This is a genomic window from Pseudoduganella sp. UC29_71 (assembly GCF_042693265.1).
GTDB lineage: Bacteria > Pseudomonadota > Gammaproteobacteria > Burkholderiales > Burkholderiaceae_D > Rugamonas.
This window is the reverse complement of sequence record NZ_CP170549.1, coordinates 3958918-3973539: the sequence shown is the minus strand read 5'-3', so window position 1 is coordinate 3973539 and position 14622 is coordinate 3958918. Positions and strand designations below refer to the sequence as shown.

9 protein-coding genes and 1 pseudogene are annotated in these 14622 nt (G+C 66.9%); 7 read left to right on the top strand and 3 right to left on the bottom strand.

The genetic code is table 11. The features are described 5' to 3' along the window. Positions 1-194: 194 nt before the first annotated feature. The 6 genes from ACFJI2_RS17580 to ACFJI2_RS17555 are packed head-to-tail and all read left to right on the top strand — an operon-like array spanning position 195 to position 8546. Positions 195-1403 carry an acetyl-CoA carboxylase biotin carboxylase subunit family protein gene (locus tag ACFJI2_RS17580; protein WP_377701180.1) on the top strand — a complete coding sequence of 403 codons (1209 nt, stop codon included), beginning with the start codon at positions 195-197 and terminating at the stop codon, positions 1401-1403. Next, positions 1400-3271 carry an IucA/IucC family protein gene (locus tag ACFJI2_RS17575; RefSeq protein ID WP_377701179.1) on the top strand — a complete coding sequence of 624 codons (1872 nt, stop codon included), beginning with the start codon at positions 1400-1402 and terminating at the stop codon, positions 3269-3271. Before ACFJI2_RS17580 ends, ACFJI2_RS17575 begins: the two co-directional genes overlap by 4 nt. Beyond that, the gene (locus ACFJI2_RS17570; protein ID WP_377701178.1) at positions 3268-4611 is read left to right on the top strand and encodes an MFS transporter; all 1344 of its coding nucleotides are present in this window, start codon (positions 3268-3270) and stop codon (positions 4609-4611) included. Before ACFJI2_RS17575 ends, ACFJI2_RS17570 begins: the two co-directional genes overlap by 4 nt. Then, complete coding sequence (locus ACFJI2_RS17565) at positions 4608-6497, top strand: IucA/IucC family protein (RefSeq protein WP_377701177.1); 1890 nt, start codon at positions 4608-4610, stop codon at positions 6495-6497. The genes ACFJI2_RS17570 and ACFJI2_RS17565 overlap by 4 nt, the downstream gene beginning before the upstream one ends. Next, complete coding sequence (locus ACFJI2_RS17560) at positions 6488-7753, top strand: type III PLP-dependent enzyme (protein WP_377701176.1); 1266 nt, start codon at positions 6488-6490, stop codon at positions 7751-7753. Before ACFJI2_RS17565 ends, ACFJI2_RS17560 begins: the two co-directional genes overlap by 10 nt. Next, positions 7740-8546, top strand: coding sequence for an HpcH/HpaI aldolase/citrate lyase family protein (locus tag ACFJI2_RS17555; protein ID WP_377701175.1), 807 nt, complete (start codon positions 7740-7742; stop codon positions 8544-8546). Before ACFJI2_RS17560 ends, ACFJI2_RS17555 begins: the two co-directional genes overlap by 14 nt. Here ACFJI2_RS17555 and cls read toward each other — a convergent pair. From cls to ACFJI2_RS17540, 3 genes and pseudogenes are all read right to left on the bottom strand, one after another. Then, complete coding sequence (gene cls / locus ACFJI2_RS17550) at positions 8534-9928, bottom strand: cardiolipin synthase (protein WP_377701173.1); 1395 nt, start codon at positions 9926-9928, stop codon at positions 8534-8536. The genes ACFJI2_RS17555 and cls overlap by 13 nt on opposite strands. 3 nt (positions 9929-9931) lie before the next feature. Beyond that, positions 9932-11947, bottom strand: a complete 2016-nt coding sequence (locus ACFJI2_RS17545; RefSeq protein ID WP_377701172.1) for a site-specific recombinase — start codon at positions 11945-11947, stop codon at positions 9932-9934. A 133-nt stretch (positions 11948-12080) separates the two neighbouring features. Further along, positions 12081-13380, bottom strand: a pseudogene (locus ACFJI2_RS17540) (acetyl-CoA hydrolase/transferase family protein). A gap of 146 nt (positions 13381-13526) precedes the next feature. Between ACFJI2_RS17540 and ACFJI2_RS17535 the strand changes: the two are divergent. Continuing rightward, complete coding sequence (locus ACFJI2_RS17535) at positions 13527-14600, top strand: porin (protein ID WP_377701171.1); 1074 nt, start codon at positions 13527-13529, stop codon at positions 14598-14600. Positions 14601-14622 lie beyond the last annotated feature (22 nt).

Genomic DNA, 14622 nt, shown 5'->3' with positions numbered 1-14622 from the left:
CTGTAAGTTGTGGATTCGGCTGGCGGCGGCTGGCTGAATGGAAATGATTCTCAATATCATATTGCAATGTAGTACTAAATGCAAGATTTTAATTGATAATGATTCTCATTCATCGTATGATGCACTCCCTGAGCCAGCCAGCTTCCCTTCGTGGAGGCAAGCAAGTCATCCGTCTCCACTGAATGAGGAACACGATGCAAGACTTGATCATCCTGGCCCATGTGCCTACCGATTCCGTCAACCTGGGCTTCCTGCCCGCAGCCAAGGCCCTGGGCCTGAACGTGGTGCTGCTCAGCGACCATGCGGACGCCCACCGCAAGCATTTCAACCAGGCCTGCCTGCCCGCCTATCCCGCCGAAATCGTCGCCTGCGACGTATTCAATCCGCTGGCCGTGATCGACGCGCTCAGCGCGCGCGCCAGCGCTCCGGCCGCGCTGTTTTCAAACAGCGACCACCTGCAAACCAGCACCGCCGTGGCGGCCGACTATTTCGGCCTGCCGCACAAGGACTGGCACGTGACCTACCGCGCCAAGAACAAGGCGCAAATGCGCGAGCATCTGAAGGAGGAGGGGCTGGACCCGCTGTGGTTCGGCCTGGCCTGCGGCCCGCAGGACCTGGACCGTCTCGCGGACGACGTGCTGTATCCGTGCATCGTCAAGCCGCGCGAAGGCGTGGCCAGCCAGCAGGTGACACTGGCCGCCACTGAGGACGAGCTGCGCGCGCAGTGCGCCGCCATCTGGCAATCGCAATCGGGCGCGCCGCTGCTGCTGGAGGAATACATCCCAGGTCCGTTGTACACGCTGGAGACGCTGGGCGACGGCGAGCGCCTGTGCGTGCTGGGCGGCTTCCAGGTCAGCCTGTCGCCACCGCCGTACTTCGTGGAGCTGGAGGCGCGCTGGGGCACCGGGCTGACGGCGCAGCAGGAGGCGCAGGTGGTGCGCATGATAGAACGCTTCGGGATCGGCTTCGGCGCCTGCCATACGGAGTTCGTGCTCAGTCCCACCGGGCCGCGCCTGATCGAGATCAACTACCGCAACATCGGCGACTACCGTGAGTTCCTGCTGCAGGACACGCTGGACATCCCGCTGTTCGAGACCGTGTTGCGGCTGTACCTGGGCCAGCCGCTGCCGGATTTGAAGCCGGCGCAGAATGCGGCGCTGATACGCTACTTCACCGCATCCGAAGAGGGCCGGCTGGCCGCGTCGCCGTCCGCCTTCCGCGCCGGCAGCGACGGCGTGCAGTGGCACTATCAGCCGCTGCGCGAACAGGGCGAACAGATCCGCCTCAGCAACTCGAACAAGGACTACCTGGGCGTCTTGCGCGGCACGGGCAGCGACGCCCACAGCCTGGCGGCAGCCATGGACCGCGTCAGCGCTGGCCTGGCGTGGGAGATCGCAGCGTGAAGCGCGGCAGTGCATTGCGCGCGCTGAGCGCGGCCGTGAATATGCGGGAGGAAGAGAGCTATATCCGCCAGCGCGTGCTGGACGCGCTGCTGCGCGAGGACGTGCGCGGCTGCGTCAGCCAGGCCACGCTGGCCGGTGCCGAGCAACTGGCCGGCTATCCGGGCGCCTGGAGCCGGCCGGCCGGCGCGCAGTGGCTGCGGCTGCCCCATTTGCAGGGCGGCGTGCTGTGGATACCGGTACAGCCGGCGCGCTTCATGCAGCAGTGGCGCAGCACGGCCGCGCCGCTGCTGTGGCAGGAGGGCGTGGGCTACACCGAGCTGCTGGCGCTGGACGGCATCCTGGATTGCTTCGCGCGCGGCCTGGCGCCGCAAGCGCAGGAACTGTTCTTGTCGTTCGCAGCCGAGTGCAGCCTGGCGGTGGAGCACCGCCGCATTGCGGACACCGAGCGCGAACGCTGGTTCGGCACGCTGCGCACGCACAAGCCGGACGTGCAGCAACTGCACTGGAGCGCGTCGCTGCTGCATTACGACAGGGTAGCGGCCTTCCACGACCATCCACTGTATCCCACGGCGCGCGCCAAGCTGGGCTTCGACCGCGCCGCGCTGGAAGCCTACGGGCCGGAGTGCCAGCAGCCGTTCCAGTTGCGCTGGCTGGCGCTGCCGCGCGAGCTGGTGTTTGCGGAAGGCGCGGCCGCGTCGGGGGAGCGGGGTGCGGCGGGAGAGCGAGGTTGCGGCTGGCCCGCCGCATGGCCGCGCTTTGCCGATGTCGGCCTGGCGCCGGAGCTGGCGGACAGCCACGCGCTGCTGCCGGTCCATCCCTTCGTCTGGGGCGAACAGCTGGACGCCATGCTGGAAGGCTGTGGCCTGGCCACGCAGGCCGTCCTTGCGCCGTTGCCGTGGCTGACGGTAGCGCCCACGCTGTCGGTCCGCACCGTCATGCTGCTGGATGCGCCGGAGTGGCATCTGAAAGTGCCGCTGACCATACGCACGCTGGGCGCCAGGAACATCCGCACCATCAAGCCCAGCACCATCCGCGACGGCCACAGCATCCAGACGCTGCTGGGCGCCATCGCCGCGCGCGAGCCGGCCTATGCGCAGCGCTTGCTGCTGACGGACGAGCAGGCCGGCGCGCATGCGGATCACCGCATGTTCCTCGGCTACATACTGCGGCGCTATCCGGACGCCACGCTGCAAGGCTGCGCCGTGGTAGCCGTCGCCGCGCTCACCGCCGCCGCGCCGCAGGGCGGCATCGTGGCGCAGGAACTGGCGCAGCGCTATTACGGCGGCGACCTGCGGACCTTCTTCGATGATTACCTGGACCTGACACTGGGCCTGCACCTGACGCTGTGGCTGCGCTACGGCGTGGCGCTGGAATCGAACCAGCAGAATTCCGTGCTTGTGCTGGGCAAGGAGGAGCAGCGCCTGCGCCTGCTGCTGAAGGACAACGACGCCGCCCGCATCCACACCGGCGAGCTGGCGCGGCGCTGGCCGGAACTGGCCGTGCACGTTGAGGGCTTGCAGGACAAGCGCATCGCGGTGGACGACGCCTTGCCGCTGGCGCAGATGTTCATCACCATCACGTTGCAGCTGAATATCGCCGTGCTGGCGGAACGTTACGCGGAAGCGCTCAAGGTAGAACCGGCCGCGCTGCACCGGCGCGTGCGCGCCTGCGTTGAGCGCGTGCTGGCGCAGCTGGAAGCCGAGGGCGAGGATGCATCGCTGGCGCGGCGCGTGCTGCTGGAGGACGAACAGCTGTACCTGAAATGCCTGCTGGTGGCCGCCACGCTGTCGGACAAGAGCGAGACCGGCGCGGCGGACGTGAACAAGTACTACGGCCGCAGCGCGCCCAACTTCCTGAGGGCGGCATGAGCGGAGCGGTAGACGCGGGCGGCACGCGCCCGCAGCTGGTAGTCGGCACCGTCATGCTGTGCCACTTTGTAGCGGCGTTTGCAGCGCTCGGCATGCCGCCGTTTTTCGCGCTGATCCTGGAAGGGGCGTTGCACAGCGGCCAGCCATTCCTCGCCGGCTGGCTGTACGTGGTGCCGACCTTTTTCACGGCGCTCAGCAGCCCATGGTGGGGCAAGCTGGCGGACCGCTACGGCAAGAAGCGCCTGCTGCTGCGCGCCCAGCTTGGGCTGGCCGCGAGCTTCCTGCTGGCCAGCTTTGCGCCCAGTGTGGAGTGGTTCGTCGCGGCCCTGGTGCTGCAAGGGCTGCTGGGCGGGACGTTCTCGGCCTCCAACGCCTACCTCGCCACAGTGGTGAGCGGCGCGGCCCTGATGCGCAGCCTGACGCTGATGCAATGGTCGGCCCGCGCCGCGCTGGTGATTGCGCCGCTGGGACTGGGCTGGCTGCTGATGCAGACCGGCTCGCCGCTGGTGCTGTACCGCTGGCTGGCTACCTTGCCGCTGCTCGCCGCGCTCGGCATCTGGCTGCTGCCTGCCAGCGGCGGCGCAGCGACGAGGGCTGCCAACGCTGCCCAGGCAGCAAGGTCTGGCGCTGCGGATAGGTCAGGTACGGCAGGAGCGGCAGGTGCGGCAGGTACGGCGGCAGGTACGGCGCCAGTCGCCGCCACGCCGCGCCAGGTCTACCTGCTGCAATGGCTGTTCGTGTTTGCCACCGTCGCCACCATGCCGTACTTCGTCAGCTACGTGAACGCCGGCGCGGGCGCTGCCGCTCCGATCGCTGCTGCCTCCGCTGCTACGTCCGGTGCTGGCCTGCATGCGGCGGGCGGCGCCACGCCTGCCGCCGCCGGGCTGCTGTTTGGCTTGCCACACCTGGTCTACCTGCTGTGCGCAGTGCCGTTGAGCCGCTGGCTGGGGCGCAGCCACCTGCTGGCGACGATGGCAGGCGCCTGCTTGCTGTTGTCGCTGGCGCTGGCCGGACAGGCCTGGAGCGGCGGCGCGCATTGGCAGCTGCTGGGCGCATGGCGCCTGCTGATGGGCTTCGGCATGACGCTGGCCTATCTGGCCCTGCATGGGCTGATCGCCAGCCTGGTCCAGCGTGACAACGCCGGCCATACCTTCGGCTGGTTCGAAAGCAGTTCCAAATGGGGCGCCGTCGCGGCCGGCCTCGCCGCCGGCTTGCTGGTGCAGCAAGCCGGCCTGCGCGCGCCCTTCATCGTGGGCGCTGCCGTCATGCTCGCATGCGGCATGTACGCCGCCGCACTGGCCAGCGTACCCACTCAAAAATACGCATTGGAGAAACCATGAAAGTGATTACCGTGAACGCGCAGCAGGACGCACAATTGGACGCGGCGCGCCGCGCGATGGAAACCCTGTTGAACTGCTACTGCCGCGAAGTGGCGGCGCCCGGCGGACACCTTGCCGTCGGCCTGCCCGGCGCACAGGACGATTGGCCACAGTCGCTGCGCATGGCGCTGCGTGCCGCCGTGGCCGGTACGGCGGCACCTGCGGATGCTGCGGGCGCGCTTGGCGTGGCCGCAGGCCCCGGCGTGCTGCACATCTCGCTGCCGCACAGCCGTGCGCGGCTGCTGGTGGCCGTCGCCGCGCCGTCGGAGACGGGAAATTTCAGCTACACCTCGGCGTTCTACGCCAAGATCGACGGCAAGCCGTGGGCGATACTGGATTGGGAAGCGCTGGCCGCCACGCTGCTGCGCGAACTGGGCCAGCAGACAGGCACCGGCCATAACGAGGAGCTGATGCAGCAGATGCGCGACAGCGTTGGCGTGACGGCGGCCGTGCTGGCGGTGGCCGATCCCGGCCCGTTCGCTGCGCAGCCGGCGGAGGCCTTCATCGCCTCCGAGCAGTCGCTGCTGTTCGGCCATCCCTTCCACCCCGCACCCAAAAGCCGCCAGGCCGTCACCCACGCCGACATGCTGCGCTATTCGCCCGAAACCGGCGCGCGCTTCCCGCTGCACTACTTCGCCGTGCAGCGCGAGCACCTGATGCAGCGCTCGCTGCTGGACCGCAGCTGCGACGAGATCGTGGCCGCGCAGGCGCCTGCCGGCCTGGCGCCGGACGACAGCTATGCGCTATTGCCGGTGCATCCGTGGCAGGCCAGCCATCTGCTGGAGCATCCGCTCGTGACGGCGGCGCTGGAGCAGGGCAGGCTGCGTTACCTCGGCCCGCAGGGCGCCGAGTATTTCCCCACCTCGTCCATCCGTACGCTGTACCACCCGGACCAGGAGTATTTCTACAAGTGTTCGCTGAACATCCGCATCACCAATTGCGTGCGCAAGAACGCGCACTACGAGCTGGAAGGCGCTTTGCAGGTGAGCGAGATCATGCGCGGGCTGATGCCGGACTTGAAGCAGCGCTTCGCCGGGCTGGAAGTGCTGGAGGAGCCGGCCTTCATGAGCGTGGACCTGAACTCCGGCGACGCGGCCGGCGACCGCGAAGTGAGCGAAGCATTCGGCATGATCTTGCGGCGCGGCTGGCAGGACTTCCTGCGTCCCGGCGCCGTGCCGCTGCTGGCAGGCGCGCTGTTCGGCAACCATGTGCACGGCGCCGCGCGGCTGCGGGAACTGGTGGCGCAGGCGCGCGGCGGCGCGGCGGTGGCCACCGGCGCGGGCGATACCGCGATGGCGGAGCGCTGGTTCTCGCACTATGTGGAAGAGCTGATGTATCCGGTTCTGTATTGCTACTTCGCACATGGCGTGATCTTCGAGCCGCATTTGCAGAACGTGCTGGTGGGCGTGGCGGACGGCATGCCGTGCCAGGTCTTCCTGCGCGACTTCGAAGGCGTGAAGCTGACCCGCGAGCGCTACAGCGCGGGCGACCTGCACGGCGTCAGCGAGGCGGCGCGCACGGCGCTGTGGTACAGCGCGGACCTGGGCTGGAACCGCGTTGCCTATTGCCTGTTCGTGAACAACTTCTGCGAGGCCGTGGACCAGCTGGCCGGCAGCGACGCCTTGCTGCGCAAGCGCTTGTGGGCCGTGGTGCGGCAGCATGTCGAGCGCTACCAGAAGCTGCATGGCGACGCCCAGTCGGCCGTGCGCCTCGGCGAACTGCTGGCCGGCGCGCCCTTGCCGGGTAAGACCAATCTGCTGAACCGCTTCTTCAAGCGGGCGGACCGCGCCACCACCTATGTCCCCGTCGGCAACCCGATGGCGGTGCGGGAGGCGGCATGGAGTTGAGGATGGATGCGGTGTTCAACCGCCTGCGCGCCGGGCTGGAAGGGGCGCAGGCGGCGCGCGAGCCGCTGTGCGCCTATGTGTACGACATGGTGGCGCTGCGCGCGCATGCGAAGAGGACCGTCGCTGCGCTGCCGCACCAGTGCGAACTGTTTTACGCCATCAAGGCGAACTCGGAGCTGCCGGTGCTGCGCACGCTGGCGCCGCTGGTGCACGGCTTCGAGGTGTCGTCCGGCGGCGAGCTGGCGTGGGTGAGGGAACATTTCCCACACACGCCGGTGATCTTCAGCGGGCCGGGCAAGCTGGATAGCGAACTGCAGTCGGTGCTGGAGCTGGGTGTGGACGGCGTACACCTCGAAAGCCTGCACGAGATCGAGCGGCTGGGCAGCCTGGCGGCACGGTACGCGCAGCCGACGCTGGGGCAGGGGCAGGGGCAGGGCGCCGCAGCGGGCGGCCGCGTGCCGGTGCTGTTGCGGATTAACCTGGCGCTGGACGGCCTGACTGAGACGCGCCTGATGATGGGCGGGAAGCCGACGCCCTTCGGCATCCCCGCCGCCGATCTGCCGGCCGCGCTGGCGCGGCTGCGCGACTATCCGCAGCTGGAACTGCGCGGCTTTCACTTCCACCTGCTGTCGCACCAGCTGGACGCGGACGCGCACCTGAAGCTGATGGCCAGCTATCTGCGCCAGGTGCGCCAGTGGTGCGAACAGTACCGCCTGAAAATCGGCCACATCAACGTCGGAGGCGGCATCGGCGTCAACTACCGCGAGGGGCAGGCGCAGTTCGACTGGGACGGCTTCTGCGGCGAGCTGGCGCGCCTGATGCAGCGGGAAGCCATGCCGGGCGTGAAGCTGCGCTTCGAGCTGGGACGCTATATGACCGCCTGCTGCGGCTACTACGCCATGGAAGTCATCGACATCAAGCAAAGCTACGGCAAGACTTTCGTGGTCGGGCGCGGCGGCACGCACCACTTCCGCACGCCGCCGGCGCAAGGCCACAGCCATCCCTTCCACGTGATGCCGGTGGAAGCGTGGCCCTACCCGTACGCGCGGCCGCAGGCGCACGACACGGCGGTCAGCGTGGTGGGCCAGCTGTGCACGCCGAAAGACGTGCTGGCCTTCGATGCGCCGGTGGTGCGCGTTCGCTGTGGGGACGTGCTGGTATTCCCGCTGGCCGGCGCCTACGCCTGGCATATCTCGCACCACGACTTCCTGCGCCACCAGCATCCGCAGCAATGGTATCTCCATGCTGAAGCCTAACCGCCTGAAGCAGAAACTGGCCGAAGGCGCCGTCGTGCACGGGCTGCTGAATTCCATGCCGTCGGCGCTGATGGTGGAGATGATAGGCCACGCGGGCTATGACTTCGTCATCCTCGACATGGAGCATGCCTGCGTCAACCCGGAGACGCTGGAGCACATGCTGCGGGCGGCCGAGTGCGCGGGCCTGCCGGCGTTGGTGCGGGTGCCCGGAGGTGGTGCAGGAAGCGGAAGAGGAAGCGCAGGCGGTGCGGCCTGCACGGCGGCGGCCATCACGCGCGTGCTGGACGCCGGCGCCCTGGGCGTGGTGGTGCCGCATGTGTGCACCGCGGACGATGCGCGCGCGGCCGTGCAGGCCAGCCGCTACCATCCGCTGGGCCAGCGCGGCATCAGCGGCGGCCGTACCACCGGCTTTGGCGCCATTCCGCTGACCGACTATTTCGAGCTGGCCAACCGCGAAATCATGGTGGTGGCGATGATAGAGGACGCGCAGGGCGTGGAGAACATCGATGCGATCCTGTCCGTGCCCGGCATCGGCATGGTGCTGGAAGGCGCCATCGATCTGTCGCAATCGCTGGGCTTTCCCGGCCAGGCGCAGCATCCGCAGGTGCAGGCCGCCATCGGCCGCGTGGCAGACGCGTGCAGGGAGCGCAAGGTGCCGTTCTGCGCCATCCCGCGCGAAGGCGGCCAGCATGCGGCGTGGCTGGTGCGCGGCGTGCACGCCTTCCTGCTGGGTGACGACAGGGGCGTGAGTTTCCGCGCGCTCAAGGCGCACGTTGCCGCCTACAGCCAGTAATCCATGAAGCGCGCCGACCACTCTTTCATGCGCATGCTCCATGGACGGTGGCGCCACTGATCCAGCTTGATCTCGGTGGAGTTGCGCAAGTCCTCCTGGAAGGCGCGCTCCATTTCGGCGCCGAAGGAGTCGCCCATCACGATCACGCTCACTTCGCTATTGTGGAGGAAGCTGCGGGTGTCCAGGTTGGTGGAGCCGACCGTGGACCAGACGCCGTCGATAACGGCCGTCTTCGCGTGCAGCACGGCCAGTTTCAGTTCGTGGATCTTCACGCCGGCTTCCAGCAGCTCGTCGTACTTGGCGCGCCCCGCGTGCCATACCAGGCCGCTGTCGGACACGCTGGGCAGCACCAGGCGCACGTCCACGCCGCGCCGGGCCGCATCGGTCAAGGCGCTCATGGTCTGCTCGTCCGGCACGAAATAGGCCATGGTGATGTGGATGGATTTTTTCGCCTCCTGCATCGCTAGCAGGTAGGCCTTGAAGATTTCGAACTTGCCGCCCGGCGCGCTGCCCAGCACGCGCACGATGCGGTCGCCCGCGATCACCGGCGTCGGGAAGTAGTCGGCCTCGCGCAGGTCGTCCGTATCCTGCGCGGTCCACGCGCGGATGAATAGCCACTGGAACGCCGCCACGGCCGGGCCTTCGATCTTCACGTGCGTGTCGCGCCAGCCGACCTGGGACTTGTCGGTGGGCTTGGTCTTGGAGCGGAACGGCGAGCTTTTCGAGTAGGTGTCGCTGATGTTGATGCCGCCGGTGAAGGCGATCTTGCCGTCCACGATGAGGATTTTGCGATGATCGCGGTTGTTTACCTTCCAGCCGTTGCCGCGCACCTTGGCCGGGTTCACCGGGTTGAACGCCACCAGCTTGATGCCGCCGGCGCGCATGCGGTCGAAGAAGGCTTGCGGCACGCCCAGGGTACCCACGCTGTCGTAGATGATGTTGACGGTGACGCCCTCGGCCTGCTTCTTCAGCAGCAGGTCCGCAAACTGGTTGCCCAGTTCATCCTCGTCGAAGATATAGGTTTCGAAGTTGATGTTGTTCTTGGCCCCGTCGATGGCCTTCATCATCTCCTTCATGGTGGCCGGGCCGTCGAACAGCAGCTGCACCTTGTTGCCGGCAATGAGCGGCACGCCGGTGGCCGCTTCTTCCAGCGCCGCCTGCTGCGCCAGGTCCAGCGCGCCCTTGGCCCAGCGCTTTTTCAGCAGCGCCTCGCTGTTGTTGGAGGACAGCTTGCCGTTGGCGGTCTCGATGCGCGGCGCGGCGCTCGCGGCAGCCTTGGCCTTGGCGTCGTCCACCTCCACCGTCGGCAGCGAAGCGCAGGCCACCAGGGACCAGCAAGTCAGGATGGCAGCCAGCCAGCAGCGCGCGCTTCGCAGTGTCATGATCTATCTCTTCATCGTTGTCTCATCCGGCAATATGGGGGCCGTATCCCTGGCCCCAAGGAAGAAATCGACCGGCGCCGCGATGAAGCGGCGTCCCAGCGCTTTCAGCAGGGCAAAGCCATGCTTGAAGCGCACCTGCCGGGAGCGCAGCGCCACCCACAGTGCCAGCGCGAAGCTGACCAGCAGGTTGACTGCGCCGATAGCGAGGAAACCCGAGACGGACTTCAACACCAGTTGCCAGCTGACATTGTGATCCAGTCCGACAATTGCTGTCGCGAAGTTGGCAGAGGAGAAAGTTACGTGGCGGATGTCCAGTGGCAGGCCCAGCAGGAAGCCCAGCGTGCCGATGGTGCCCAGCAGGATGCCGAAGTAGAAATTGCCCATCAGGCCGCCCAGGTTGTTCTCCAGGTAGACCGCCAGGCGGTCCAGGCGCTTCTGGCCGATCAGGCGGCCCAGGCCGCGCCGCTGCGAGATGCGCTGCGCAAAGCGCGTGTACAGCGCCTTGTTGTCGTAATAGCCCGAGATCAGGCCGGCCAGGAACAGGCATACGCCGGCCACGGCCGCGTACAGCAGGGCCGGACTGCCGACTGGGTCGATGTCGTGCAGCAGGTGCATGGCTTTTTCCGGCGTCACCAGGTGGTGGCCGGTAATGCGCTGCCAGCCCCAGGCGATCAGCCAGGCGGTGGGCACGGCGGTGGCCAGGTTGCCCAGCACGGCCCACACCTGGGTGCGGAATACCTTGTTGACCAGCTCGGCCATGCTGTCGATGTCGAGGTACTTGCCGTCGCGACTCTGCAGGCCGGTGGCGATGCGCGAGGCCGTCATGGCCGGCTGCTTGGTGGCCACCGTGAAGTGCAGCAGGTGGATGAACATGAAGCCCAGCGAATAGTTCATGCTGAACAGGAAGGCTTCCACCAGCGGCGCGGCGCGCAGGTAGGACATCAGGATCTTGAACAGCGCCATGAAGCCGATGATGAGGCCGGCGCCGGCCGAGGACAGGAACATGCCGCCCAGCTGGCCGCGGTTGTCGGCCACGTAGTGCTCGCCGGTGCGGCTGGCATTCTCGGTGACGTTGCGCGCCAACAGGTGGATATTGTCGGCCAGCAAGTCGCGCACGGTGTACTTCTTGTTGTGCGCCTCGATCAGCTCCAGCATCAGGGCAACGCCGGCGGCGCGGCGCTCGCTGGCCGGCGCGTCCAGCAGGCCGCCGGAGGTGTCGACCAGGAACAGCAGCTTGCGCAGGCGGTCGATGCTTTGCGTGAGCGTCACCAGCAGATAGGTCAGCGCGATGCTGGTGCCCTGCGCCAGCGCCTTCTTGCGGATCTTGGCGACGACGGCATCGCACTGGTCCAGCATCACCAGCAGGTGGGCCGCATCCTCCACCTGTTCGGTTTCGCCGGCCAGCAGGCGCGCGTAGCCTTCCAGGTAGGCGTTCACTTCGCGGTTCTGTTCGGTGAACGGCGAATCGAAGACTTCGATTTCGGTGTGGAAGTTGGTCAGCTTCGGTTCCAGGCCGATGGCGGCCACGCGGTAGGACAGGGTGCGCACCGCGTCCAGCAGGCCGGCCAGCATCACGTTGCGCATGCCGGGCACGGCGGTGAAGATGGTGTCGAACAGGTCCAGCCAGTCGGCAGCCGGGATGGCGCTGATCCAGATGTAATCGGTTTCCTCGTGGGCCAGCTGGTCGAGGGCGTCGCTCAGGTACTCGTCGCCCAGCGCGGGCGGCAGCAGGCGGTAGGCGATGCGGCGCTTCAGTTCGGTAAAGAAGCCATCGTTCGACAGCACGCCGATCTCGGTGTACAGGCTGGAGTGGCGGCGCGCGTTCAGCAGGCGCAGCACATAATCGCGCAGCGCCTGCGCGTGGGCCGGATCGGCTTTCAGCAAGCGGGTCAGGGTGCGGACATTGGCAATCGCCTGCGCCGCGTCGGCAGGGCGCCTGGGGCGCAGCGTATTGAATAGTTTGACCAGCGTATCGATGCTGGTGGTCGCATCGGAGATGCTTTCAAGAATATTAAGCATCCCCATAGTCTACCCGAAATGCTGCAACCGCACATTTCCCCAGCGCAAAGTTACCCCGAAAATGGGGTCAGGGTTAATTAATTTTCCTGGAAAATTAATTAACCCTGACCCCATTTTCGGGGATGGAGGGGACTCAGCAGAGGTTGATCTTGGCGGCGGCCTGGCGCAGCTCGGCGCGGAAGTCGGGGTGGGCGATGCTGATCAGCTCGTCGGCCCGCTGGCGCGCGGATTTGCCGCGCAGCTGGGCCACGCCGTATTCGGTCACCACGTAGTTGATGTCGTTCTTGCCGGTGGTGACGTGGGTGCCGGGCGTGAGCGTGGGGACGATGCGCGAGATGGTGCCGTCCTTGGCCGTGGAGGGCAGCACGATGAAGGCTTTGCCGCCGCGCGAGCGGTTGGCGGCGCGCACGAAATCGACCTGCCCGCCGGTGCCGGAGTAGGGCAGGTGGGCGATGCTTTCGGAGCCGCACTGGCCAAGCAGGTCAACCTGCAGGCTGGCATTGATGGCGACCAGCTTGTCGTTCTGGCCGGCGATGTAGGGGTCGTTGGTGGTGTTGACCCGGGTGCATCTCGAGCATGGGGTTGTGGTGCATGTAGTCGTACAGGCGCTTGGAGCCGAGCGCGAAGGTGGCCACCATCTTGTTCGGCAGCCAGGTCTTCCTGCGGTTGGTGACCACGCCGGCTTCCACCAGGTTGAGGATGCCGTCGCCTATCATTTCGGTGTGGATGCCGAGGTCGCGCTTGGACGTCAGCTGCATCACCACGGCGTCGGGGATGCCGCCGTAGCCGATCTGCAGGGTGGAGCCGTCCTCTATCATGTCGGCCACGTATTTGCCGATGGCTTCCTGCACCGGGCCGATTTTCGGCAGGCCCACTTCGAAGATCGGGTCGCTGCTTTCCACCAGCGCCGCCACTTGCGAGATGTGGACGTGGCACTGGCCGTGCGCGAAAGGCACGTTGGGGTTGACTTCGAGCACCACGGCGCGCGCTTTCTGCACGGCGGCCATGGTGTAGTCGGCGCCCAGGCTGAGCGAGAACCAGCCTTGCTCGTTCATCGGCGAGGCCATGGAGAACACCACGTCGGACGGGATGTGCTCGCGCTCGATCAGGCTGGGCAGCTCGGAGAAGTAGGCCGGGATGAAGTCGGCCCAGCCGGCCTGGCCGGCCGCGCGCGAGGCGCCGCCGAAGAACAGCGCGACATGGCGCACGTGCTGCACGGTGTCGCAGTCGAAATAGGCGTATTTGCGAAGGGCGAGAATCTGCGAAACCTTGACGTCGCGGAAGCGCCGCCGCTGTTCGGACAGCTCGGTCAGCAAGGTGGGCGGCTCGCCGGCGCCCGACGGCACGATGATGAAGTCGCCGTCACGGACTTGTTGGACGGCATCGCTGGCGGACATGCGCTTGCTGGCGTATTGGGCTGCTACGGTATTCATGGTGTGTCTCCGGGCTTATAGTGAGTAGTTTTTTCTAAACTATACCTCTCCCGCCATGATGTATATCAACCGGACGACAATTGACCGGTTTGAATGTGAGCGTCCGCACAGAAACCGGACAGGCCGGGGCGTACGCTGTAGTCATCATGAAAACCGTATTTTGCACCCTTGCCCTGGTTTCTCCGCTGGCCGTGCTGGCGCAGGAGCAGTCGTCCGTCACCGTGTATGGCGTGCTGGACGCGGGCCTGGTGGCCGAGCGGGGCTGCGGCGCGGCGTGCGCGAAGACCAAGGTCAGCAGCGGCGTGGCCAGCGGTTCGCGGCTGGGCGTGACGGGCAAGGAGGACCTGGGCGGCGACGTGCGCGCCGTGTACACGCTGGAAGCGGGCGTGGGCGCCGATACCGGCCAGTCGGAGGAGGGCCGGCTGTTCGGGCGCCAGGCTTTTGTCGGCGTGGAGAGCCGCTGGGGCGCCATCACGCTGGGCCGGCAGTACAACCTGCAGTATGAAACGCTGATCGACGTGGCGGACCCGTTCCGCGGCGGCATGGCGGGCACGGCGACCAACCTGGCCGGCTATACCACCAAGCGCTACGATAACACCGTCAAGTACGCCACGCCGCAGGTGCGCGGCTGGAGCGCCAGCGCCATCTACAGTTTCGGCGAATCGCCGTACAGCACGCGCTACAACCGGGCCTACGGCGCCACCATAGGCTATGAGCACGGGCCGTTCATGCTGCGCGTGGCGCACCAGCGCAAGAACAATCTGTCGGACGCCACCGGCGTGGTGCCGGCAGTCGATTACTCGTCGCGCAATACGCTGGTGGCGGCCAATTTCAACCTGAAGGCGGCCACGCTGTACGCGGCCTACGGGGTGAACCGGGGCATCGGCAGCTCGCCGTGGGATGCGAACAATCCCTATGGCGCGCTGGTGGCGCCCACGCCGTCCACCGACAGCCACGACATCCTGGCCGGCATTGCCGTGCCGCGCGGGGCGGCGACCTTCATGGTGTCCTATATTCACAAGAACGACCGCACGCTGGCCAACCAGGACGCGGACCAGGTCGCGGCCGGCATGACCTATGCGCTGTCCAAGCGCACCAGCCTGTATGCGGCCTACGCCAGGATCAAGAACAAGAACGGCGCCGGCTACACGGTGGGCAACGCCACCGACCGGGGCAAGGGCAACAGCGGCATCAACCTGGGCCTGCGCCACTCGTTCTGACCGGCTGTGCTACAGTCGAAGA

Excerpts from the sequence above, each read along its gene's own strand:
- ACFJI2_RS17535 (WP_377701171.1), top strand. The coding sequence starts at position 13,527 with ATGAAAACCGTATTTTGCACCCTTGCCCTGGTTTCTCCGCTGGCCGTG.
- cls (WP_377701173.1), bottom strand. The coding sequence starts at position 9,928 with ATGACACTGCGAAGCGCGCGCTGCTGGCTGGCTGCCATCCTGACTTGC.
- ACFJI2_RS17560 (WP_377701176.1), top strand. The coding sequence starts at position 6,488 with ATGGAGTTGAGGATGGATGCGGTGTTCAACCGCCTGCGCGCCGGGCTG.
- ACFJI2_RS17570 (WP_377701178.1), top strand. The coding sequence starts at position 3,268 with ATGAGCGGAGCGGTAGACGCGGGCGGCACGCGCCCGCAGCTGGTAGTC.
- ACFJI2_RS17580 (WP_377701180.1), top strand. The coding sequence starts at position 195 with ATGCAAGACTTGATCATCCTGGCCCATGTGCCTACCGATTCCGTCAAC.
- ACFJI2_RS17545 (WP_377701172.1), bottom strand. The coding sequence starts at position 11,947 with ATGCTTAATATTCTTGAAAGCATCTCCGATGCGACCACCAGCATCGAT.
- ACFJI2_RS17555 (WP_377701175.1), top strand. The coding sequence starts at position 7,740 with ATGCTGAAGCCTAACCGCCTGAAGCAGAAACTGGCCGAAGGCGCCGTC.
- ACFJI2_RS17565 (WP_377701177.1), top strand. The coding sequence starts at position 4,608 with ATGAAAGTGATTACCGTGAACGCGCAGCAGGACGCACAATTGGACGCG.